Annotated in this window: 20 protein-coding genes; 6 read left to right on the top strand and 14 right to left on the bottom strand. The window is 70.4% G+C overall.

All coding sequences use genetic code 11. From position 1 onward, the window contains the following. Positions 1-13 precede the first annotated feature (13 nt). The 11 genes from E6G06_02330 to E6G06_02280 all read right to left on the bottom strand — a co-directional run bounded on the left by E6G06_02330 (position 14) and on the right by E6G06_02280 (position 13,529). Entirely contained in the window at positions 14-1,213 is a 1,200-nt protein-coding gene (locus tag E6G06_02330) for an amidohydrolase (GenBank protein ID TML93340.1), read from the bottom strand. 2 nt (positions 1,214-1,215) lie between these two features. Then, the gene (locus E6G06_02325; protein TML93339.1) at positions 1,216-2,418 is read right to left on the bottom strand and encodes an amidohydrolase; all 1,203 of its coding nucleotides are present in this window, start codon (positions 2,416-2,418) and stop codon (positions 1,216-1,218) included. A 46-nt stretch (positions 2,419-2,464) separates the two neighbouring features. After that, entirely contained in the window at positions 2,465-3,157 is a 693-nt protein-coding gene (locus E6G06_02320; GenBank protein ID TML93338.1) for an SDR family oxidoreductase, read from the bottom strand. A gap of 9 nt (positions 3,158-3,166) precedes the next feature. Beyond that, positions 3,167-4,645: a GAF domain-containing protein gene (locus tag E6G06_02315; GenBank protein ID TML93337.1), complete on the bottom strand. Its 1,479-nt coding sequence runs from the start codon at positions 4,643-4,645 to the stop codon at positions 3,167-3,169. A 66-nt stretch (positions 4,646-4,711) separates the two neighbouring features. Beyond that, on the bottom strand, positions 4,712-6,280 hold the full coding sequence (locus E6G06_02310) for a Ppx/GppA family phosphatase (GenBank protein TML93336.1): 1,569 nt from the start codon (positions 6,278-6,280) through the stop codon (positions 4,712-4,714). Positions 6,281-6,362: 82 nt separating this feature from the next. After that, entirely contained in the window at positions 6,363-6,827 is a 465-nt protein-coding gene (locus E6G06_02305; protein ID TML93335.1) for a histidine phosphatase family protein, read from the bottom strand. A gap of 4 nt (positions 6,828-6,831) precedes the next feature. Beyond that, a complete protein-coding gene (locus tag E6G06_02300; protein TML93450.1) occupies positions 6,832-7,224 on the bottom strand; it encodes an NUDIX hydrolase in 393 nt (130 codons plus the stop codon). Between the two features lie 37 nt (positions 7,225-7,261). Next, entirely contained in the window at positions 7,262-8,758 is a 1,497-nt protein-coding gene (locus tag E6G06_02295) for a CYTH and CHAD domain-containing protein (protein TML93334.1), read from the bottom strand. Further along, on the bottom strand, positions 8,751-10,898 hold the full coding sequence (locus tag E6G06_02290) for an RNA degradosome polyphosphate kinase (GenBank protein TML93333.1): 2,148 nt from the start codon (positions 10,896-10,898) through the stop codon (positions 8,751-8,753). The genes E6G06_02295 and E6G06_02290 overlap by 8 nt, the downstream gene beginning before the upstream one ends. Positions 10,899-10,939: 41 nt before the next feature. Next, on the bottom strand, positions 10,940-12,175 hold the full coding sequence (locus tag E6G06_02285) for a hypothetical protein (protein ID TML93332.1): 1,236 nt from the start codon (positions 12,173-12,175) through the stop codon (positions 10,940-10,942). 142 nt (positions 12,176-12,317) lie between these two features. Further along, entirely contained in the window at positions 12,318-13,529 is a 1,212-nt protein-coding gene (locus E6G06_02280; protein ID TML93331.1) for a phosphate ABC transporter substrate-binding protein, read from the bottom strand. A 231-nt stretch (positions 13,530-13,760) separates the two neighbouring features. Between E6G06_02280 and E6G06_02275 the strand changes: the two genes are divergently transcribed. The 6 genes from E6G06_02275 to E6G06_02250 all read left to right on the top strand — a co-directional run bounded on the left by E6G06_02275 (position 13,761) and on the right by E6G06_02250 (position 21,336). Then, positions 13,761-15,812, top strand: a complete 2,052-nt coding sequence (locus tag E6G06_02275; GenBank protein TML93330.1) for a hypothetical protein — start codon at positions 13,761-13,763, stop codon at positions 15,810-15,812. Beyond that, on the top strand, positions 15,809-16,831 hold the full coding sequence (locus tag E6G06_02270; GenBank protein TML93329.1) for a class E sortase: 1,023 nt from the start codon (positions 15,809-15,811) through the stop codon (positions 16,829-16,831). The genes E6G06_02275 and E6G06_02270 overlap by 4 nt, the downstream gene beginning before the upstream one ends. A gap of 47 nt (positions 16,832-16,878) precedes the next feature. After that, positions 16,879-17,844, top strand: a complete 966-nt coding sequence (gene pstC, locus E6G06_02265) for a phosphate ABC transporter permease subunit PstC (protein TML93328.1) — start codon at positions 16,879-16,881, stop codon at positions 17,842-17,844. Positions 17,845-17,852: 8 nt separating this feature from the next. Then, positions 17,853-18,986: a phosphate ABC transporter permease PstA gene (gene pstA, locus E6G06_02260; GenBank protein ID TML93327.1), complete on the top strand. Its 1,134-nt coding sequence runs from the start codon at positions 17,853-17,855 to the stop codon at positions 18,984-18,986. 131 nt (positions 18,987-19,117) lie between these two features. Continuing rightward, positions 19,118-19,819: a phosphate ABC transporter ATP-binding protein gene (locus E6G06_02255; protein ID TML93449.1), complete on the top strand. Its 702-nt coding sequence runs from the start codon at positions 19,118-19,120 to the stop codon at positions 19,817-19,819. Beyond that, positions 19,816-21,336, top strand: coding sequence for a phosphate ABC transporter substrate-binding protein PstS (locus E6G06_02250; protein TML93326.1), 1,521 nt, complete (start codon positions 19,816-19,818; stop codon positions 21,334-21,336). Before E6G06_02255 ends, E6G06_02250 begins: the two co-directional genes overlap by 4 nt. A gap of 10 nt (positions 21,337-21,346) precedes the next feature. Here the strand turns inward: E6G06_02250 and E6G06_02245 are convergent, their stop codons facing one another. From E6G06_02245 to E6G06_02235, 3 genes are read right to left on the bottom strand one after another with little or no spacing between them, the layout of a single operon-like run. Beyond that, positions 21,347-21,769 (bottom strand): arsenate reductase ArsC, encoded by a 423-nt coding sequence (locus E6G06_02245; GenBank protein TML93325.1) that lies wholly within the window; start codon positions 21,767-21,769, stop codon positions 21,347-21,349. After that, positions 21,756-22,463 (bottom strand): aquaporin family protein, encoded by a 708-nt coding sequence (locus tag E6G06_02240; protein ID TML93324.1) that lies wholly within the window; start codon positions 22,461-22,463, stop codon positions 21,756-21,758. The genes E6G06_02245 and E6G06_02240 overlap by 14 nt, the downstream gene beginning before the upstream one ends. 22 nt (positions 22,464-22,485) lie before the next feature. Continuing rightward, complete coding sequence (locus E6G06_02235) at positions 22,486-22,809, bottom strand: helix-turn-helix transcriptional regulator (protein TML93323.1); 324 nt, start codon at positions 22,807-22,809, stop codon at positions 22,486-22,488. Positions 22,810-22,927: the final 118 nt, after the last annotated feature.

The following is a 22,927-nucleotide window of genomic DNA, read 5'->3' as shown; positions in this document are numbered from 1 at the left end:
TGAGGACGGCTGACTACGACAAGAACGCAGTTGCGGCGCCGACGTCGCGCGGGAGCGGGTGACGGAACAGCTGCGCCGCGTTCTCGCACGTGATCTTGCGCGCCTCGTCGGCAGGGAGGTCGCGGAGACGGTCGTCGAGCAGGAGCTGAATGTCGGGCCAGGTGGAGTCGGCGTGGGGGTAGTCGCACTCGACCATGATGTGGTCGACGCCGATGCGGTGCCGCAGGGCGAGTGTCGACGGGTCGTCGATGGTGCAGAACCAGAAGTTGCGCTGCAGCACCTCGCTGGGGCGCAGGTCGACACCGCTCCAGCCCGAGCTGCCCCCCCGAGCCGAGTGGTCGACGACGTAGTCGAGCCGGTCGAGGAGCAGGGGCACCCATCCGATGCCGCCCTCCGACATCGCGATCTTGAGACCGGGGAAGCGCACCGGCACTTTGGCCCACACCCAGTCCGCCGCGCTCGCGAGCGCGTTGGCGGGGAACAGCGTGGCGTAGAGCTCGAGCGGCGCGTTCGGCGAGCTCGCCGCGGTCCACGCGGACGAACCCGTGTGCAGGCACACGACTGTCTCCGTCTCCTCGCACGCAGCCAGGAACGGGTCCCAGTGGGTCGTGTGCATCGAGGGGAGCTTCTGGTTGGCGGGGTTCTCGGTGAAGCTCACCGCCTTGAACCCACGCGCCGCGTTGCGACGGACCTCGTCCGCCGCGACGAGCGGGTCGCTCAACCACGGGATCTGGATCGCGATGATGCGCTCGGGGTAGGTGCCCGCCCAGACCTCGTGGTGCCAATCGTTCCAGGCGCGGGCGCACGCGAGCCCGAGCCCCTGGTCGGTGGCACGGGAGAACACCGTGCCCGCGAAGCCGGCGAGCAGCGACGGGAAGCACACGGACGCCCAGATTCCGGCGAGGTCCATGTCGGCGATGCGCGCGTGGATGTCCCAGCAGCCCTTGCGCATCTCGTCGAAGCGGGCCGCGTCCATGCTCCAGTCGTCGGTGGGCCGGCCCACCACCGCGTTGAGCCCGATGTTGGGATAAAGGCTGCCCTCGAACAACCACTGCTGGCGCCCGTCGTCGTCGACAACGCGCGGGGCCGCGTCGACGTAGCCGGAAGGCATACGACCCTCGAAGAGATCGGGCGGCTCGATGAGGTGATCGTCGACCGAGATGATCGTGTGGTGCCGGGGGCGGGGCGACGGGTCGGGGAGCAGCCCGGCCATCGTCAGCCGAGCCCGTACAGCTCGACGGCGTTCTGCCCGGCGATTCGGTGCTGCTGCGCCTCGCTCAGCGGTGCGATCGCCTCGGCCAGCTCCTCGGTGACACCGGGGAACTTGGCGTCGGGGTGGGGATAGTCCGACGCCCAGATGATGCGCTCGGCCCCGCACAGCGGTGAGGTGGCGGTGAACGCGAGGGTGGACTCGTCCGGGTCGAAGCTGATCCAGCACTGTCGCTTGAAGTACTCCGAGGGCAGCAGCTTCAGGCCCGGAACGTCCCACGCAAAGACCTGCGCGTGATGGTCGAGGCGCTCGAGCCACGGCACCAGCCAGCCCCCGTTGGCCTCGAGGAAGACGAGCTTCAAGCCGGGGAAGCGCTCGCACACCCCGCCCGCGAGCAGGAACGTCATCGAGGTCATCATGTCGACCGGGTTGGCGATGGCCTGGGTGAACAGCACGTTGTCGATGTTCACGTCGCCGGTGCCGGCCCCGTCACCCCCGGGTGGCAACGCCGAGGTGTGCAGCCGGTTGATGCGCAGGCCGAGACACGCGCCGGGCAGGTCCGCGGCCAGGAAGGGGTGGAGTCCGACCGGCATCGCGGTGTCGGCCGCGGCCTGCCAGATGGGGTCGTACACCTCGTGGTTGAACGGCTTCCAGTCCTCGGTGGGGTTGGGCCGGATGAACACGCCGACGATGCCCGGCATGTCGGCCACCCGCCGGATCTCCGCGGCCGCCCGCGCGATGTCCTGCTGGGGCAGGACCGCGACGCCGAACAGTCGCCCGTCGCCCTGCCCCACGTGGTCGGAGAGCCAGTCGTTGTACGCGCGGCACTGGACGTCGGCGAACTCGACGTCGTGATAGCTCTGGATGCCGAGCAGGATCGTGGGATAGAGCACCGACGTCTCGATGTGGTCCTCGGTCATGTCGTCGAGCCGGGCCTTGGCGTTCCACGCCGCCGGTCGCACCTCGGTGTACTTGAGCTCCAGTCGCTGGGCGCGCTCGCGCTCCTCGTGCGACATCCCGGCGGTGCCGGCGAGCGCCAGCCCGTTCGCGGACATGCGCTGGCCGTCCATCACGGCCCACTCGCGGCCCTTGGCGTCGGTCTCGATGTGCCAGATGCGGTCGGCGAAGGCCCGAGGCGCGTGCTCCTGCATCTCCGACGGGTGCTCGAGGATGTGGCCGTCGGCATCGACGAAGCGCAAGGCGGTCATGGCCAGAGCCTGACGCCGGCGTCGGAGAACGTCAACGGGCACGACCTCAACGGGCACGAACCACGACGTCGTCGAGGCCGGCCGGCGAGCGCACGATGTGCAGGACCTCGGCGGCCACCTGATCCGGCGTCATGACCGACTGGCCCGCGCGCAGGTACGCCTCCGCCTCCCAGCGGGCGAAGTAGCCGGCGGCCCGCTCGGGCAACCAGCCGTCGGCGAAGCCGGTGACGGTCGGCCCCACCGCCACACTCGTGAACGACACCTCGGGGCACTCGACCCGCCAGCCCGCGACGAGGGTGTTCAACGCCGCCTTGCTCGCGGCGTACGCGACCAGCCCCGGGTACGGCCGCGGTACGGAGTCGGACGACAGGAACACGGCGTGACCCGAAGCGGCGATCAGATGGGACAGCGCGGCGCGAACGACGAGCGCGGCGCCGACGACGTTGGTCTGGAGCACGTCGCGCCACACGTCGGCGTCGGCGTCCGCGACGGCCACGAGCGGCGACACACCCGCGGCGTAGACGACCGCGTCGAGGCCACCCAACCGAGCGACGGCAAACGCGACGACCGTCTCGCAGTCCTCCGCTTTGCGCGCGTCGCACACCACGGTGGGGACGGGAAGCTCGTCCAGCCGTTCGGCCCGCCGGGCCGCGGCGACGACGTCGATCCCGTCGCGGGCCGCCAGCAGCGCCACGGACCGACCGATGCCCGACGAGGCGCCCACCACCAGCAACCGCACGCGCCGACGTTATTGCCAGATGGGCAGGAACACGTGAAACGCGGCCCCGCCGCCCTCGCGGCGCGCCACGGAGATGCCACCACCCTGAGCCTCGATGAGGGTGCGCACGAGGTAGAGACCGAGCCCCATGCCGGACGCGGCGGGCGCGCCACCGCCGCGGCTGAAACGGTCGAACACGCGGTCGACGTCCTCGGGATCGACCCCGGGCCCACGATCCAGCACGCTCAGCCGCACGAGGGGGCCGGACCCCCGCTCGATGAGCTCGCCCTCGATCTCGACCACCCCGCCGCCGTGCACAAACCCGTTGTCGATGAGGTTGATGAGGATGCGCTCGACCGCCGCGGGATCGGCCACGACGACCAGGTCGTCCGGCACGCGGGTGGCCACCTTCCGGCCCGCCGCGCGCTCGAGCTGGAGGACCTGAGCGACCAGCGGAGCGAGCTCGAGCCGCCGGAGCTCGATGGACGGGCCGCCGCCGGGGCGCTGCAGCTCGAGGATGTCCTCGATGAGCCGCAGGAGCTTCTGGCCCTGACGATCGATCATCTCGAGGAGCTCGTCGCTCGTGGCCGCGTCGAGCTCGCGGCGCTGCAGCGTCTGCACGCTCGCGAGGATCGACGTGAGCGGGGTCCGCAGCTCGTGGCTCACGGTCGCGACGAACTCCGACTTCATGCGGTCGACCTCGATGAGCTCCTCCACATGGGTGCGCTCCACCTGGTAGAGGCGGGCGTTGGCGATCGACATGGCGGCGTGCTCGGCGAACAGCACGAGCGCGCGCAGGTCGTACTCCGTGAACATGCGGCTGCCACTGTTGACGTTGAGGACGCCGAGCAGGTTGCCGCGGTTGGTCAACGGCACGCTCACCGCGCTCGGCACCGGGTTCTCCCGCTCGATCGCGCGGAGGAACCGGCGGCGGTCGGCGGGGCCGTTGATGAGCACCGGCTCGCGCGACTGGGCCACGTGGCCGGCGATGCCCTCGCCCAGACGCACCCGGGCGTCGGCGGCGAGCTCGTTGTTGCCGACCACGCAAACCGACCGGAGCTGGTCGGGACCGTCCAGCAACATCACCGAGCCGCTCTCGCCGTCGAGCAACTCGCACGCGCTCGACAGGATGATGTCGAGCACCCGCTCGAGGTCGAGCACCGAGTTGACGGCCTTCCCCACCGCGCAGAGCGTCGCCAGCTCGTCGAGCCGGTTGGAGAGCGCGGTCGTGAGCACCCGCTCCTCGATCAACAGCCGCGTGAGGCGCCGGAGGTGCACTTCCTTCTCGAACACGTACGCGGCAAAGGCGACGGTGAGCAGGACCACGCCGATGCGGAATCCACCAAGGTTGGCCACGCGAAAGCCCTGGAACCCGACCTTCGAGTCGAAGGAGACCAGCACCATGGCGACCGCCAGGGCGGCCATCACGAAGAACGCGATGGTCCACAGCTGCCCGCGCCGGGCCTCGACCGCCTCCAGCGACGGGGTCGAGAGCTCGCTGATGCCCACTTGTCGGGCTTCTCGCGCGATCTCCTGGCGTTGCGGGGGCACGCCTATGTTTCGACGGGAAACGCCTCAGACTGAAACTGCGGCCGGAGCGGTCCGATCGGTGCCCACCACGTCGATCCGACAACCCAGGAGGCGCTCCAGCAGGTGCCGCTTGCGCCGGGCTCCCCAGAGCTCGAGGTCGAGGTCGCGCGACCCGGCCACCTCGACGCAGGCCCGGCCTCGGACCAGGTCGACGTCGACGCTGTCGACCGCGCTGACGCGTCCCCGGTCGAGACCGTCGGCCACGCGGAGGATGGCGGCCAGGGTGAGAACCCGGCGACGCGACTCGACCTCGAGCCGCTCGAAGCGCTCGCGGCGCGGCTCCGGGTCGTCGCGCCCGTGGAAGCGCGCGATCGAGGCGAGGGCGGCGACCTCGTGCGCGGTGAAACCTCGGAGCTTCCCGTGCCGGACCAGATACGCGCTGTGCTCGTGGTGCTCGTCGCGTGCGACCTGCTCGCCGATGTCGTGCAGGAGCGCGGCGTGCTCCAGCAGCTCGCGATCGTCCTGACCGAGGTGGTGGAGGGGCAGGAGGCGGTCGAACAGGTCGCCCGCCAGACGCGCCACCTGCCGCCCGTGGCCCTCGTCCCAGTTGCAGCGCCGGCACAGCGCGAGAACGGAGGCGCGGCGCACCGCCTGCGGATCGTCCGCCCAATCGCTCGAGTCGTGGCGGGCAATGGCTTCGAGCACCATGCCCTCGCGCAGAGCCGACGCGCACGCCACGACCTCGTCGAAGCCGAAGAGCTCCATCGCGGTGGCGAGCATCATCGAGCCGGCAGGCAGGAGGTCGACCCGCTGGGCGTCGACACCGGGCAGACGGGCGCGCTCGGCCGCCGACGACGCCACCAGCTCGGTGTGCAGCGGCACGAACTCGCGGCGCGAGAAGCGCAAGGGCTCGCCGGGCCCCGCCTGTGGGATCCCGGGCCCGTCCCGACGAGCGGCGACGAGCCGGGCAAGGTCGCACAGGGTGCCGCTCGTGCACACCACCAGACCCGGGCGCATGTCGGCGACCTCCGCCGCCAGCGGGGCGAGGACCAGGGTGAGCCGCGTGACCAGCCGCTGCCGGTCGGCATCCGAGAGCGGGTCGCTCCGCACCAGCTCGGCCGTGAGGCGGGTCACGCCGAGCTTGACGCTGTCCGACCACAGGAGGCCGGTGGCGTCGCCGACCATCACCTCGAGGCTGCCCCCGCCCAGGTCGAAGCAGAGCGCGGGCGACTCGCCCAGCGCCACGTCGGCGCGGATCGCCCGAAAGATCATGCGGGCCTCGTCACGGCCGCTGATGACGTCCACGACGACCCCGGTCTCCCGGGCGATGCGATCGACGATCTCGCTGCCGTTCTCCGCCTCCCGGATGGCGCTGGTGCCACACGCGATGAGCTCCGTCGCGCCGGCGGCCGACACGAGGTCGCACAGACGTCGTATGGCCGCGAGCAGGGCGTCGGCCGCCGGCTCGGAGATCCGTCCCGCCCGTCCCACCGCCTCGCCGAGTCGGAGCATCTCCTTCTCGCGCACGATCGGGACGATCGCGCCGTCCGGGTTGGCGTCGGCGACGAGCAGATGGAACGAGTTCGTACCGAGATCGATCGCCGCGATGCGCACTGTGGATGACGGTACGAGCCGTGGTTGGCCGTCTGGCAACGTCCTGGTTGCTCGCAGGTGAACAAGGGGTCGGCCCGGTGCCTCAAGGGGGAGCGGGAAGGTACCTCGCGTTCGAGTAGCGGCCCTTGCGCGCGTGCAGCACCCAGGTGGAGCCCTTGGCGCACTCGTAGTCCTTCGGCAGCGCGAGCCCGTCGTCGCGCACCAACGAGTGGAGCAGGGCCGCGATCTCGTCACCGTGGCTGCAGAGGACGACCGTCGACCCCGTCACGCTGCGGGCGAGGGCCAGCGCGCGCTCGGCCGGCTCATGCTCGGCCAACGCGTCCGACGCCTCGACCTCGAGACCCAACTTCTCGCTCAGCGGCTCGACCGTCTGGATGCACCGCACGTAGGGACTGGACAGGATCCGTGTCGGCCCGAACGGCACGAGCACCTTGACCAGGGCGCCGGCCTGTCGACGGCCGCGGCCGGACAGCGGCCGCGTCTCGTCGGGGCCGTTCCAATGTCGACGGCTTCCCGCGCGCGCGTGGCGAACCACGAGCAACGACATGCCCTCAGCGTGCCACGGAAAGGGAGTCGAGGAGCGCTCGATCGCGTTCGTAGCTGAGCGTCCGGGCCGCGGTGTCGAGGTCGACCCACCGCACCTCGTCGACCTCGTGATTCGGCACGAAGTCACCGCCGTCCACCTGCATCTCCCAGTAGCGCACGCGCTTGGGTCGCCCGTGCCGGTCGTGGTACCTCGTCGCCGGCAGCTCGCGGCCGAGCCGCGTCCGCAACCCGGTCTCCTCGAACACCTCGCGCGCGGCCGCGGTCTCGTGGCTCTCGCCCGGATCGAGCTTGCCCTTCGGCAGCGTCCAGTCGTCGTACTTCGGGCGGTGGACGAGGAGCACCTCGAGCGCGCCGTCGGCACGACGCCGCCACACCAGCCCACCGGCCGCCCGCACCACGCGCCACGGCGCGTACCAGCGGCGCGCCGACCTCACCTCAGGCGAACCAGGCCCGCAGCTTCTTGGCCGACGCCCGCTTCCACATCGACGGCCACTGCTTCCGGGTGGCCGCCGCCTCGCGCTGCTGCCTCGCGATGAGCTGGCCGGCGACGAGCGCCGCGGTGTTGCTGCGGGCGCCTTCGCGTCGCAGCCACTCCTCGGCCACAACCGCGTCCTGGTGATCGCCGAGCACGGTCTGCAGGTCCGCCACCGCCTTGGCGAAGGCGCGAGCGGGCCTGCCGATGACAGGCGCCGCCGCCTCGGCCGCGTAGCGCGCCCGTTTGGCCCGGATGCGCACCTGGTGGAGCGCCTCGTCGGCCGGATCGGTGTCGAGGGACTCGATCTCCTTCTTCAGGTGGTTCCAAGGCCGGCGCACCAGCTCGGGCAGCGCGTCGCGTGCGGGCTTGTCGTCGCCGTCGGCCACAGGGACAGCGTCGGATGCCGCGATCAACCGGTCGAGCAGGACCACGTATCGCTCGCCCCGGAACGCGGCGAGCAGCGCCAGACGGGCCGCGTCGCGCTGTACGGTCAGCCGACGGAGGAGCGCAGCCGTCGCGCGGGCATCGCGCGACGAGAGCTCGGCGCTCTGCCGGTGCAGGCGCTCGAGGAGGACGTCGGCGTCGCGGACGTCGCCGAGCACCGCCCCTAGCCACTTGAGCTCGCCACTGGTGACGGACAGCCATGCAGGATCGATCACGGACCGGAACGTGCGCAGGTCGGAACGAAGACGGCGAGTGGCGACGCGCGCCTGGTGGACGTCCTCGGGATCGTCGCCGACGCGAACTCCGGGATCGTGTTGCAGCAAGCGCGTGATCGCGGCGACCAGGGTCTCGCGCACGACGGCAGACACCGTGGCGTCGTCGCGCAGCTCGACCGGCGAGGGCTCGGGCGGTCGGGTGGCCTGCCAGCCCAGGGCGCGCACCAACTTCGGCGTGCGGTCGGGTCGCCCCGCACCCGCGTGCGAGAGACGCTCCACGGCGCGGTCGAGCAGGCTCGCGGGTGCGTCCTGCGCGAGCTCGACCTCGACCTCGCGGAATCGAGCCGCGACCCGACGGCCCTCGAACACCGACACCTCGTCGTCGACGACCTCTGCGACGGACCGGCCCTGCTCGTCGCGCAGCTCGACCGGCGTGCGCCGCGTCCGCAGACGCGCCACGGGGCCGAGCTTCGACGTCCGCACATGGGCATGCACGAGGTCGGCCACCGGCGGCGGGGGGCCCGCGGCTCGTGCGCCCGGGAAGGTGAGCTCGTTCCGCACGAGGGCCGACCCGCGGTCCCCGTCCTCCGGCAGCTTCACCGTCCAGCCGTCGTCCTCGCCGGTGCGGTGGCGAACGGTGATCCCTCTGCGGGCGAGGCGCAGGTCGGGAGTGTCGTAGTAGACGGCGTCGAGGTTGCGTTGCGGCAAGGCGGTCGCGGTGACACCGTCGATCACCCCGTCGAGGTCGGGGAGGACGAACGCGGGCCCCGCCCCCAACTTCGCCTCGCGCTCACGCACCGCGCAGGACCTTCGGCGCCTTCGGCCGCCGGGGCCGGGCCCGTTCGATGGCGAGCTCCTGCAGGCGACGGTGGGTGTGCACGCCCTCGACGGTGGGCACCTTGCGCCACCGGCCGTCGGGCAGCAGCTCCCACGCGAGCATGTCGTCGGCCAGGTTCACGTCGAGGATCTCCTGCAGGCGGGCCTGCAGCTCGGGGTCGTCGACGGGTGCGACCGCCTCGACCCTGCGGTCGAGGTTGCGGGGCATCAGGTCCGCGGAGCCGATGTAGTAATGACGCTCACGGCGCTCACCGAAGGCGAAGATGCGCGAGTGCTCGAGGTAGCGGCCCACGATCGAGCGCACGCTGATGTTCTCGGACAGGCCGGGCACGCCCGGTTTCAGGCAGCAGATGCCGCGCACGACGAGGTCGATGCGCACGCCAGCACGCGAAGCCGCATAGAGCTCGTCGATCATCCCCGGGTCGACGAGGCTGTTCATCTTCAGCACGATGCGGCCCTGCGCGCCCTCGTCGGCCTCGTTGCGGATGAGCCGGCGCACGGCACCGCGCAACGTCACCGGCGCCACGAGCATCTTGCGGTACCTCGACTGCCGGCTGTAGCCCGTGAGGTAGTTGAACAGGTCGCTCAGGTCCTCGCCGAGCTCGTGGTCGGCCGACAGCAACCCGATGTCCTCGTAGAGGCGCGCGGTCTTGGGGTTGTAGTTCCCCGTGCCGACGTGGCAGTAGCGCCGGATGCCCTCGGGCTCCTCACGTACGACGAGCGAGATCTTGGTGTGCGTCTTCAGTCCCATGAGCCCGTACACCACGTGGACGCCCGCTTCCTCCAGCGCGCGCGCCCACCCGATGTTGGCCTGCTCGTCGAAACGGGCCTTGAGCTCGACTAGCGCGGCAACCTGCTTGCCGCGGCCCGCGGCGTCGATCAGCGCGTCGACGATGGGGCTGTCGCCCGACGTGCGGTAGAGCGTCTGCTTGATGGCCAGCACCTGCGGGTCTGACGCGGCCTCCTCGATGAAGGCCTCGACCGACGTGGCGAACGAGTCGTACGGATGGTGCACCAGCACCTCACGCTGGCGGAGCACCGAGAAGATGTCGGACGGCTCGTCGTCGAGCGCGATGCGGGGCTGGGTCGTCGGGGCCCACAGGTCGTCCTTCAGCTCGGGCCGGTCGAGCTCGTACACGCCCCAGAGGCCGCCGAGATCGAGCGGGCCCTCGACGACATACACGTCGCTCGGGCCGAGGTCGAGCTCGCGCATGAGCAGGTCGCGCGCCTCCTGCGACATGGTCGTGTCGATCTCGAGCCGCACCGCGCGACCGAAGCGTCGCCTGCGCAACTCGTGCTCGACCGCCAGGAGCAGGTCGTCGGCCTCCTCCTCCTCGAGCGACATGTCGGCGTTGCGCGTGACGCGAAACGGGTACTGCGACTCGATCTCCATGCCCGGGAAGAGCGACGCGAGGTGTGCGGCGATCACCTGCTCGAGTGGCACGAAGCGCTGGCCGTCGGCCATCACCACGAAACGGGGCAGCAACGGAGGCACCTTGACGCGTGCGAACCGCTGCGCACCCGTCACCGGGTCGTGCACGAGCACGGCCAGGTTGAGGGACAGGTTGGAGATGTAGGGGAACGGGTGACCCGGGTCGACCGCGAGGGGAGTGAGCACCGGGAAGATGCGCTCCTCGAAGACGTCGACGAGGTAGTCGCGGTCGTCGTCGTCGAGCTGATCCCAGTCGGAGAGAACGATGCCCGCGCGACCGAGCGCAGGTGCGACGTCGTCGACGAAGCACGACTGCAGTCGGCGGGTGAGGCTCTCGACGCGCTCGCGCGTGGCCCGCAGCTGGTCGAGAGGGCTGAGGCCATCGGGCGCGGTCGCGCCGAGGCCGGCCGCCAGCTGGTCCTTCAATCCCGCGACGCGCACCTGGAAGAACTCGTCGAGGTTCTGGCTGAAGATGGCGCAGAACTTGGCCCGCTCGAGCACCGGGATCTCCGCGTCCTCGGCCAGGGCGAGCACGCGCGCGTTGAAGTCGAGCCATGAGAGCTCACGGTTGAGGTAGCGCGACTCCTCGCCGTCGAGCGCGGGCAGGTCGGCGAGTTCGGGTGCGTCGGCCTCCGAGCCTTCGAGCAGGTCGTCGAGGTCGGTCGCCATCAACCCACGCTACCGCGCAGTCGCGACGACCCCACCGGGGGTCACCCGGTGACGATCGGGCCTCGGGGCGGGCGCCAGGCGTCGTACACCTTCGACCAGTGCAGGGCCGTGAGGCTGTACGCCTCCGAATGGTTGTACGAGAAGAAGGCGGCCAGAAGGCCGTCATCCGCCGTCAACCCGGCGGGGGCGGCCCGGCACAGGTAGGTCGCCGCGGTCATGGCGGCGTCGAACACGTTGTTGGGATCCTCGACGTTGTCGCCGTTGCCGTCTCGGGCCACGATCCGCCACGTCGACGGGATCACTTGCATCGGCCCGACCGCCCGGTCGAAGACTGCGTCGCCGTCGAGCAGCCCACGGTCGGTGTCGGGCACGAAGGCGGTGCCGTTGTTGCCGTCGAGGGGGACACCGATGATCGGCGGCGAGATGTCACCGGCCAGCGAGAGCTCGGCTTCCGTGGAACGTCCGTGGTTCGACTCGATCCGCCCCACACCGGCCAGCGCGGTCCACCGGAGGCCGCAGCCCGGGTCGAGCTCGGCCATGGCGCTGGCGGCGGCCCGGTAGGCGTCGAGGAACAGGCCGGGGATGTCGCTCCCCGCGACCGGCGTGACTGCGAGAAGGAGCGTCCGCAGTCGGCGGGCGCGGTCCAGCTCCGCGCTCAGGCGCCCGATCTGCCCGGTCGCGGCGACGAGCTCGGCTTTCGCGGTCGCCCCCGCGGCGTTGAGATCGTCGAGATCCGCGACCGAGCGTCGGAGCCGCTCGGACGCGTCGCGACGCGCCGCCGCATAGTCCTTGACCGCCCGGTTCCGTACCCGGCCCACCGACGTCAACAGCTTCCGCCGCCGCGACAGGTCGGCCGGGTTCTCGGCGCGCAGCAGGTAGTCGACCGACGAGCTCGCGCCCCCGTTGACGTACGACGCGACCGCCAGCTTGCGCAGCCGTTCACGCGCCGCTCGCAGCTGCTCCGCCAGCTCCCTCTCTCTCGCGCTGAGCTCGCTCAGCTGGCCGCTCAGCGTGGCGATGCGGATCTCGAGTCCGGCGACCCGATCGGCGGCGGCAGCTGCGGCCCGGCGGGTGACCGCCACCGATCCCTCGAGCGCGCGCACCTGGGCCCGGACCGTCGCCAGCGCCGTCGGCTCGGCGTGCTCGAGCGGCAGGGTGGCGACCTGGGAGGAGGGCGTCGGCGGCGCCGGTGGCGCGGCTTGAGCCGGCGGGGCCAGACCCAGCCCGGTCGTGCCCGCGACCGCAAGCGCGATCGCCACCGTTCGGTGAGACGTCATCATCGGAATATCGGCCCGCGCCGGGCGCGAACGTAGGGAGATGCCTGCCCGACCTGCCCGGCCGGCAACCTACCCGGGTGAGCGCGAGCGGGGCCCGGCGCGACCGCCGGGCCCCTCTGCGTGCTCGGTTGGTGCGACTCGCCTACAGCGGCGTTGGGTTCTTGCGACAGGCGCTGTTCGGTAGCCCGGTGCCAGCCGGAGCCGAGACCAAGGGGACGAAGCCGTACTTCGTGATCTCGGATTGGGCCGTCGCGTTGTTCGGGTCGCACAGGTAGCCGTTGCCCGAAGCGGTCACGCCGATCAGGTCGAGCACGGCGTTGATGGACGGCGACGTGTTCTTGGCCACGTTGTAGACGTAGCGGATCCCGAGGAAGGTGCCGTCCGTGACGGTCGCCGCGGTCGGCTTGACCCCGTTGATCCAGCCCAGGTTGGCGCCGTTCCTCAGGTCCGGGACGACCGCGTTCCTCTGGGCCTTCCAGTCCGCGAAGGAGTACGTCGAGATGGCGAAGGGGTGATCAGCGCTCGCGATCGAGGTCGCCTCGTTCTCCTCGATGCGCGTGGGATGCACCGTGCACTGGGAATCGTCGAGCACCCCTTGTTGGGCGCTTGAGAGCCCCAGGATCTTGGTCTCGAAGAACGAGAGCGTGCCCGATCCGGCCTGGGGCAGGTAGCGGTGGATGGCACCGGCGTCGCCGCCCACCTGGCTCCAGTCGGTGTACAGCGGCGTGTTGCCGCCCTCGGTGCAGAGGTAGATGCCCTTGATCTGGTCCTGGGTCAGGGTCTTCGGCGCGCAGCCGGCGGGGGCCACGTCGCTGCCCGGGCAGGCCACGTTGCTGAACTTGACCCAGGTCACCGCGTCCCTCGAGTACGCGTAGAAGTTGAGGCTCGAGGGATCGCTGGGGCTCTTCCCGCGAGACGACCGCGCGTAGTCGACGCAGCCGGCGGAATCGGCCACCAGAGCATTGATGCCGCTGGAGGAACCGTTGGGCGGAGGGTTGCCGGCGTTGTAGTCGAAGGGCCCACAGTGGGTGTCCCCTCCGATGTGGTACGTCTGACCCGACGCGAGCACAGGCGGCGGGTTCTTGGCAATGTCGGGATCGGGGTTCACCGTGGCATTCACGTTGTAGTCGTGCGTGATCGCGCCCATGACGTTGTACGTCGTGTTGGAGCCGGGCCCGTTCAGGACCTCCTTGACACCGTTCGGCGGGGCGACCGCATGCGCGGTGGTCGCGAACATGCTCATGGCGAGACTCGTGGCACCGATGGCCACCGCTGCTCTCTTGGCGAAACGAAGCAAGTCTGAGTCCTCCTTGATCGGCAGTTTGCCGGGCGACTTGCGCGGCAACTGATGCATCTCGCGATGGCTTAGTGGTGGAACGAGAAGGTCTCGTGGCGGGCGTCTGATCGGCGCGTGAACATCGGCCGACGACTGGGATCGGCTCGATCACATGCCTCGCGCGACGACATCTCGCGCGTCGGTAAAAGGACGGCAAACGGCGGAGGAACACTTCGCGCGAACCGGTCTGCACCGGGTCCGCCCGTGTTACTAGTGGTGGCGCGGAAGTCCCGTCAGCTTCAACGACTGATGATCTGGCGCGCTTGTGGGGTGCCTCGGAGGATCGCGATGACACGACGTTGCGCCGCCCGCCGATGGCGGCCGCTCAACGGGATACGCGGTACCGCGGCCCGCGCCGCGCGCACCGTGCTCACTTTCGCGCTGCTCTCCACGCTGTTGGCCGCGACCGGCGGGACGGCGTCGGCGACAGCTCGCGCGATCGTCGTCTCGCCGGCCTCCGGGCTCGTCGATCAGGTCGTCGACGTCCACTGGACGGGCTTCCACCCCACGGACCCCAGCGGCGCCTTCACGGTGACTCTGTTTCAGTGCAAGGGCGCGGTGCCGAGGTCGGTGAGTGACTGCTACCAGGTGCTGAAGCCCCCGAGCGGCCCGAACGAGGGAACCGGGGTCTACGACGGCACCACCGCCGCCGATGGCACGGGTACGGCATCCATCGAGGTACGCCCCGCCCAGGACCTCCCCGTGCTCGACTGCACGTCCACCAACCCGTGCTCGGTGCTCGCGTTCGAGAACGACGGGAGCCGCCTGCCCCGGACCGGCCTGCCCGTGTCGGCGGCCACGGCCCCCATTCGCTTCGCGCCCAGTCCCGCCGACTGCCCACCAACGTCGAGCTCCGACGTTCGCACCGACGGGTCCGCCTCCACGTCACACGCGCTGTACACGTGGGCCGCCCAGGTCTGCACCGGCAGCAGACCCCTCGCCCTTGACTACACCGAGATCTCGTCGCCGGCCGGGAGGCGGGACTTCCTCAACGGCAGCGTCGACGTGGGGCTCAGCTCATCGCCCGTGACACCTGACGAGATGGCCGCATCGCCGGCACACCGGACGTACGCGTACGCACCCATCGACGTCACCGGCGTGGCGGTGGCTTTCAGCGTTACCGACACGCTCACGCACCAGCGCATCACCGACATGAACCTCAGCCCCCGGCTGGTGGCCATCCTCGTCGCCGGGTCCGGCCTGCACCTGTTCCAGGATCCGGAGTTCGTCGCCCTCAATCCTGGCCACAGCTGGCCCATGGAGGTGCAGCCGCCGCTGCTGCGCGCGGAGCGCAACGCCGATGCCCTGTTGCTCACCGGGTGGTTGGAAGCCGACCATGCAGCCCGGGCCTTTCTCGACGGCAACGACCCGACCGTCGCAGTCGACCAGTTCTGGAGAGGCATCGCCTACCCCACGGACATCTTCGAGGCCCGCGACCCCAACACCCTCGGGAACTACAACCCACGCTCGGGAACCATCGCCAACGCGCGACGCCTCTTCAACTTCCAGCCGCCCGGCGACGGAGTGTCGGTCAGCACCCAGAACGACGGGATCATGGCCGTGCTCGACGCGGTCACCGCGAAGCAGTTCGGGTTCCCGGTGGCCAAGCTCCACCGGGCCAACGCCGCCCCGACCGAAGCGTTCGTGGCCCCGGACTCTGGCGCGCTCGCGGCCGGCTATCGCGCCATGAAGACGAACCCCGACGGCGTGACGAGGTGGGCCGACGTCGGCGCAACCAACGCGTATCCACTGGTGAAGATCGACTACGCGATGGTGCCCACGAGCCAGACCACGGCCGTCAAGGCGGACAAGATCGCACAGTTCCTGGGTTACGCAGCCGGACCCGGCCAGGTGCCCGGCCGACTCCCGCTCGGGTATCTGCCGATGCCTCCCGATCTGGCGGCTCAGACAACCGCAGCCCGCGATGCGGTGGTGTCAGGCGCAACTCCGCCACCCGTCAGCCCAGACCAGCCTCCGCTCGCGAACGATCAACCGGCAGTGGTCCCTGGAGGGCCATCCGCAGGTGCCGACACCGGATCAAGCCAGGGCAGCGGCTTCGACGCGCCTACCAGCATCGCCGCGCCGAGCGCAGTCGCGTACCGCGCACCTGCGACGCGGTCACGCGGCCGGAGCGGCGGCCCGCTGGGCGCCGCGTTCCGCGCGCTGGCGGGGAGCGGGTGGCGGTTGATCCTTCCCGTGCTGCTCGTGCTCGGCCTCGCGGCCGGGGCCGCGGGGCCGGTCCTCTCCGCCCGGGCCCGGCGGGGCCGGCGACATCCACCGACCGGCCCGACGCCGGCATGACCGACTCGCGCGCCGCGCTCGGGAACCGCGGCGGCCACGCGGAATCGGTCGACCGCATCGCGGCCGGCCACCCGCCGGCTCGCGAGCACGACACGATCGCGGTCGTCGTCGAGCCAGAGGGCCTCAACGGCGGGCGCCGCGAATCCGCGGAGGCGACGGCGCCGCGTCCCGCGAAAGCGCGGGTGGATCGACGCCGGCGCACCGCGATGGCCATCATCGGACGGGGTCTCACGTGGGCGAGCGTGCTCACGCTCGGTCTCGTGGCCTACCTCGTCGCGGCGTCCGCCCTCGAGCACGGGCGCGCCCAGGGGGCGCTCCAACATTCGTTCCGCACGCCGCTCGCCTTCGGCGAGGCACCCCTCGGAGGCGACATCGCCGAGGGTACGGCGGTCGCCGTGCTCGACGTACCGAGGCTCGGGATCCACCAGATCGTGGTGGAGGGCACCAGCGCCACCCAGCTCAAGAAGGGCCCCGGCCACCTGCGCGCTTCGCCGCTGCCCGGTCAGCGCGGCAATGCGGTGATCGCCGGCCGGCGCCTTGCCTACGGTGGGCCGTTCCTGCACCTCGACCGGCTGCGACGCGGCGACGTGATCAGGGTCACCACGGGCCAGGGCCGGGCGGTCTTCGTGGTGCAGCGCTCGTGGACCGTGTCGCCGCACCATGCCGACCCGATCGGGCCAACCGCGGACAGCCGGCTCACGCTGGTCACGTCGGATCCCCTGCTGCTCGCCGAACGTCGGCTCGGAGCGACCGCGTCGCTGCGGGGCGCGGCGTGGCCCGCGCCCGCTGGCCGCCCCACCACGCTGCATCGCGACGAGTTGGGGCTCCAGGGTGAGCCGACCGCGATCACGGCCCTGCTGCTGTGGGCCGAGATGCTGGCCCTTGCCGGCCTGGCCACCGCCTGGCTCTACCGCCGTTGGTCCCGGTGGCCTGCCTATCTCATCTGCACACCGGTGATCCTGTTGCTGGTCCTGCTGATCTTCGACAGCTTCAGCGGGTTGCTCCCCGCCACGCTATGACCCCCAGACGGCCCCGCCGCCCCTCCGGGCCTGGTCCGCGCGGGGACATGATCGTCGACGATCTGGAGCAGCCGCGTGTGACCATCCGGGTGCACCGCGCTCCCGCCGACCGCGTGTACCGCATGGTCGTGCGGCTCGCGGCTTCGGCCACCCTCCTCGTCATGGGGCTCATCGGCGCCTTCTTGTTCGCGCGGGCGCTCCCGGCGCTCCGCTCGGGCGGTTGGCGGTTCCTCACGGAGCAGGCCTGGACGCCGGACAGCGGACGGTTCGGCATCTCTGCGGTGCTGTTGGGCACTGTGCTCATCGCGGTGGTTGCCCTCGTCATCGCGGTGCCCCTGTCGATCGGCGCGGCCCTCTTCATCACCGAGTACGCGCCTCGCAGGCTGCGGCGCCCCATCACGTCGCTCATCGACCTGCTGGCCGCGGTGCCCAGCCTCATCTACGGCTTGTGGGGCCTGTTCTTCCTCCAGCCGAGGCTGATCAAGGTCAGCCGCTGGCTCACCGACCACGCGTCGGTTGTGCCGTTCTTCCGCACGAAGAGCACCAACTACGCGTCGACCACGTTCATCGCCGGCGTCGTGGTGTCACTCATGGTCGTTCCCATCTGCACTGCGGTGATGCGTGAAGTCTTCTCCCAGGCGCCGGTGGGTGAGAAGGAAGGTGCGCTGGCGCTGGGCGCTTCGCGCTGGGGCATGGTGCGGACAGTGGTGCTGCCATTTGGCCGCGGCGGCATCGTGGGCGGGTCGATGCTCGGGCTCGGACGTGCGCTGGGCGAGACCATCGCGGTGTCACTCATCATCTCGCCGATCTTCGTGCGCAGCATCCACATTCTCGATGGTGGCGGCAACTCGATCTCTTCCCTCATCGCGTTGCGATTCTCCGAGTCCAACACCTTCGGCATAAGCGCGCTGATGGCAGCAGGCCTGGTGCTGTTCGGCATGACTCTCGTCGTCAACGCGATCGCCTCGGTCATCGTCAACCGCTCGCGCTCCGGCGCGGCTACGGAGATCTGAGTCACACCATGACGACCGCGTCCACCGAACTGCGAATCGAAAGGGAGACACAGGCCCTCGAAGACCGGGTGCGGTTCCGCCGCCTCGACGTCGACGACGCGATGGCAGTGTGCGGCGCCGGGCTCTCCGCCTTCTGCCTGGTGTGGCTGGTGTACGAGCGGCTGACGCCCTTGAGCGGTGGCCTGGGGTTCTGGCTGAGCTGGTACGGCGTGTTCCTGGCTGTGCACTGGCTGGTGGTACGCGAGCGGTCCGGCCCCCTGGCGGCGGCAGATCGACTGGCCACCGTGGTGCTGACGACGGCAGGGCTCTGCCTCCTCGTCCCGCTGACCTTGATCGTCGGCTACACCGCGTACCGCGGCTGGGCGGCATTGCGCCCGACCTTCTTCGTCAAGGACCTCCGTTACACGGGCTCGTTGAGCAAGGCCACCGACGGGGGAGGTGCCCACGCCATCGTCGGCACGCTCGAGCAGGTGGGGCTGGCCGTGCTCATATCGGTGCCGCTCGGAGTCGCCACGGCCGTGTTCCTGAACGAGGTGGGTGGGCGTCTCGCGCGGCCCGTGCGATTGATCGTCGACACCATGAGCGCGATCCCCTCGATCGTCGCCGGGCTGTTCATCTTCGCCGTCATCGTCCTCACGTTCGGCCAGAACGGCTTCGCGGGCGCGCTGGCGCTCTCTGTCCTCATGCTGCCCACGGTCACCCGCACCTCGGAGGTCGTGCTGCGCCTGGTCCCGGGCGGTCTGCGGGAGGCGTCGCTCGCGCTGGGCGCGTCCGAGTGGCGCACGACGCGCGACGTCGTGCTCCCGACCGCGCGGCCGGGACTGGCGACGGCGGTGATCCTCGGCGTGGCCCGGGCGATCGGCGAGACCGCGCCGTTGCTGCTCACCATCGGAGGCGCGTTCGTGATGAACGCGGACCCGTTTCACGGCAAACAGGACGCCCTGCCGTACTTCGTGTACCGGCTGATCAGGTTCCCCCAGAACGCGCAGGTTCAGCGAGCGTGGACCGGCGCACTGGTGCTGCTGGCGCTGGTGCTGGTCCTGTTCGTCATCGCCCGCATCATCGGCGGACGAGGTCCGGGGCACGCCGGACCGTTCAAGCGCCGGCGCAGGCGTCGGCTCGACATGAAGGAGCACGCGTGAGCGCGACGGTCCAGACGTTGCCGGCGACGTCATCACGGCGCGGCCTCGGGATCGCACCCGCAAGGCTGACCGCCCGTGCGGTGAGCGCCTGGTTCGGTGATCACAAGGTGCTCGAGCGGGTCTCGCTCGACATGGCCCCCCGGCGCGTGACCGCGCTCATCGGGCCGTCCGGATGTGGCAAGTCCACCTTCCTTCGCATCCTCAACCGCATGCACGAGCTCGTCCCCAGCGCATCTCTGGCCGGCACCGTCGAGCTCGACGGCCTCGACATCTACAGAGGCCCACGGTCGACGACGGAGACGCGGAAGCGCATCGGGATGGTGTTTCAGAAGCCCAACCCCTTTCCCGCCATGAGCGTTGCGGACAACGTGCTGTCGGGCTTGAAGCTGTCGCGGATGAAGCTCAGCAGCCGAGCCGAACGCCGCGAGCTCGTTGAGCATGCGCTCGGACGGGCGGGCCTCTGGAACGAGGTGAAGAGCCGCCTCGAGACGCCGGGTGGCGCCCTGTCGGGTGGTCAGCAGCAGCGGCTCTGCATCGCGCGCGCGCTCGCGGTCCGGCCCCAGGTCCTGTTGATGGACGAGCCCTGCTCCGCCCTCGACCCGACGTCAACCCGGCGCATCGAGGACACGATCGCCGAGATATCCGAGGAGGTCACCGTGGTGATCGTCACGCACAACATGCAACAGGCCCAGCGGGTGTCCCATGACTGCGCCTTCTTCCTGGCGGGGGAGAACGAGCCCGGCTACATCGTCGAGTCGGGGACCACCGAGAAGATGTTCTCCGAACCCGACGACACCCGCACGCTCGACTACGTGAGAGGGCGTTTCGGATGAACCGGCTCGAGCCGATCCTCGTCCGGATCGCCCTCGTGAGCGTGGTCGTGCTCCTCGGTGCGCCCGTCGCGCCCGCGGGCGCCAGCGTGTCAGTCGACGGCGCGGGCTCGACGTGGAGCCAGATCGCGGTCGACCAGTGGCGTGCCGATGTGGCGCGGCAGGGACTCTCGATCAACTACCAGGGCTTGGGCTCCTCGACCGGGCGTACCTTCTACATCTCGGCCCAGTCGGACTTCGCGGTGTCAGAGATCCCCTTCCAGCCTGCCAGCCACGACCGCAACGGCAACCTGCTCTACGACGAGGTCGCCCGGGCGGCAGCGCGGCCCTACGCATACATGCCGATCGTGGCGGGCGGGACGTCGTTCATGTACCACCTCGAGGTGAACGGCCGGCGCATCTCCGACCTCAAGCTGTCGGGGCCGACTCTCGCGAAGATCTTCACCGGCGGCATCACCTTCTGGGACGACCCCGCCGTCACCGCCGACGACGGCCGGGTGTTCCCTCACCTGGCGGTCACACCAGTGGTGCGCTCGGACGGCTCCGGCACGTCCGCTCAGTTCACGGCATACATGGCTCATGTCACCCCCGACATCTGGAACCCATTCTGCGCGAACGCCACCCACCTGCCTTCACCGTGCCCGCCCACCTCGCTGTACCCCTACTTCGGCAACAGCCGGGCGCAGCAGGGCTCCGACGGAGTGGCCAACTACGTCGCGGCTCCGTACAACAACGGCTCGATCACGTACGTCGAGTATGGATACGCCCTCCAGCGCAGCTTCCCGGTGGTGTCCGTGCTCAACCAGGCGGGGTACTACGTTCAGCCCACCGCACAGGCTGTCTCCATCGCCTTGACCGCGGCCCGCATCAACCCCGACCGCACCCAGGTCCTCGACGGCGTCTACACCAACCCCGACCCGCGCGCCTATCCGGTGTCGAGCTACAGCTACATGATCGTGCCCACGGGCACTCAGGCACCGTTCTCAACCGACAAGGGCGACGTCCTCGGGAGGTTCATCCTCTACTTCCTGTGCGCGGGCCAGCAAAAGGCCGTGCAGCTGGGCTACTCACCCTTGCCCAAGAACCTGGTGCAGTTCGGCTTCGACGCCGAGAGGCTCATCCCCGGCGCGCCCGCGCCGCCCCCGATCGACCAGTGTGCGAACCCCACGATCACCGGCTCGTTCATCACGGGCAACGCGCCGCTGCCGCCCGCGAGCGCCAAGAAGGGCGCGACCGCGGCAGCCCGTGCGGCTCTGGCGGCCGCTGCAGCGAAGGCGGGCTCGGGTGCACAGGGTGCAGGCGCGGCTGCCGCAACCGATCAGACCGTCGATTCGAGCACCGACCCGACAGGGGTGGCCGGTAGCGCGACGGCCCTCGCGGCCGTTCCCGCGACGATCGCCAACGGGCGGGACCAGGTGGCGACCGGGCTCTACGTCGCGGCGGGCCTTGCCGTGCTGGTCGTGATCTTCGGGCCACCCGCGCTCGGCGCCTACCTGCGCCGTGAGCAGCATGAGGAGTGACAGGACACGATCAGGCGACGGTCATCCCGAAGGAGACCAGGAGCTCGCGAACGCGCCGGCCGATCTCGTCGCGGATGGGACGCACCGCCTCGACGCGCTGACCGGCGGGGTCATCGAGCTCCCAGTCCTCGTAGCGCTTGCCGGGGAACACCGGGCAGGCATCACCACACCCCATGGTCACGACCACGTCTGCAGCGCGCACGATCTCGTCGGTCCAGGGCTTGGGGAACTCGCGGGCGATGTCGATGCCGACCTCGGCCATGGCCTGGATCGCCGCCGGGTTGACCTCAGTCGCCGGCTCCGACCCCCGCGACCATGCGACAGCTCTGCCGTCCGCGAGGTGGTTGAACCACCCGAGCGCCATCTGAGAGCGCCCGGCGTTGTGCACGCACAGGAACAGCACGACCGGGGCGTTTGGGTCAAGGTCGGGCATCGAGGGCCTCCTCGAGAGACGGTTCCGGTTCGGGGAACAACACGCGCGCCGCGACCACGGCCAGGGCCGCGCCCAGCAGCTGGGCGGCGATGAAGCCGGGGGCGGATGCGGGGCGGATGCCGGCGAAGGTGTCACTGAGCGTGCGGGCCACCGTCACCGCGGGATTGGCGAAGCTGGTCGACGAGGTGAACCAGTAGGCCGCGCCGATGTAACCGGCCACCGCCACGGGCACGGCGATGAGGCGCCCGGAGCGCACGACACCGAAGATCACGGTCAACAGCCCGAAGGTGGCGACCACCTCGGCGAGGAAGGTCGCCACGCTGATGCGGTCCTTGGTGGCCAGCTGGACGGCGGGCAGCTCGAACATGAGGTTGGCGATGATGGCGCCCGCGCAGGCGCCCGCCAGTTGCGCGCCGATGTATGGCGCCGCCGCACGCGCTTCGAGCTTGCCGGTCGCGAGCTCGGCGAGCGTCACCGCCGGGTTGAAGTGCGCGCCCGACACCGGACCGAACGTGAGTATCAGCGCCGCCAGCGCAAAGACCGTCGCCGTCGAGTTCTCGAGCAGCTGCAGGCCGACCTGACCGGGCGAGAGCCGCTCCGCCGCGATACCGGAACCGATGACGGCGGCGACCAACAGTCCCGCGCCCAGACCTTCGGCCAGCGCCCGCGCGCCGAGCGAGCGCGTCGTGCTCATGTGGCGCTGTTCATGTGGATGTTCATGTGCAGGGACGCCGGCGCGGCCGACGGGGCGTCGTGCCGAGCTCGCCGAGCTCGCGGGCGAGCCGGCGCAGCGTGTCCCGATCGAGCACGTAGTAGGTGAAAGGGCCACACCGCTCGGGCTCGACGACGCCCGCCTCGCGGAGCACGCGCAGGTGGTGGCTCACGAGGGGTTGCGCGAGGTCGAGGTCCTCGACGAGGTGACAGACGCAGAGGTCCTCGACGCCCAGCCGGCGGACGATCTCCCAGCGCACCGGATCGCCGAGGACCTTCAGGGTGGAGGGGCCCACGGCAGCATCAACCGCGTCAGAATCAATCGCCATGAATATCAATGCTGACACATATGAGGCGGCTCTCACCAGAGAGGCGACGAACCATCAGCGGGCGCCTGGACCTCCGGTTCGCAGGGCGCAGTAGCTTGAGCCATCCACCGGGGTGAGC

It is taken from the genome of Actinomycetota bacterium, from assembly GCA_005888325.1.
Taxonomy (GTDB): domain Bacteria; phylum Actinomycetota; class Acidimicrobiia; order Acidimicrobiales; family AC-14; genus AC-14.
The sequence above is the reverse complement of the archived record's forward strand: the minus strand, read 5'-3'. Positions and strand labels throughout refer to the sequence as shown.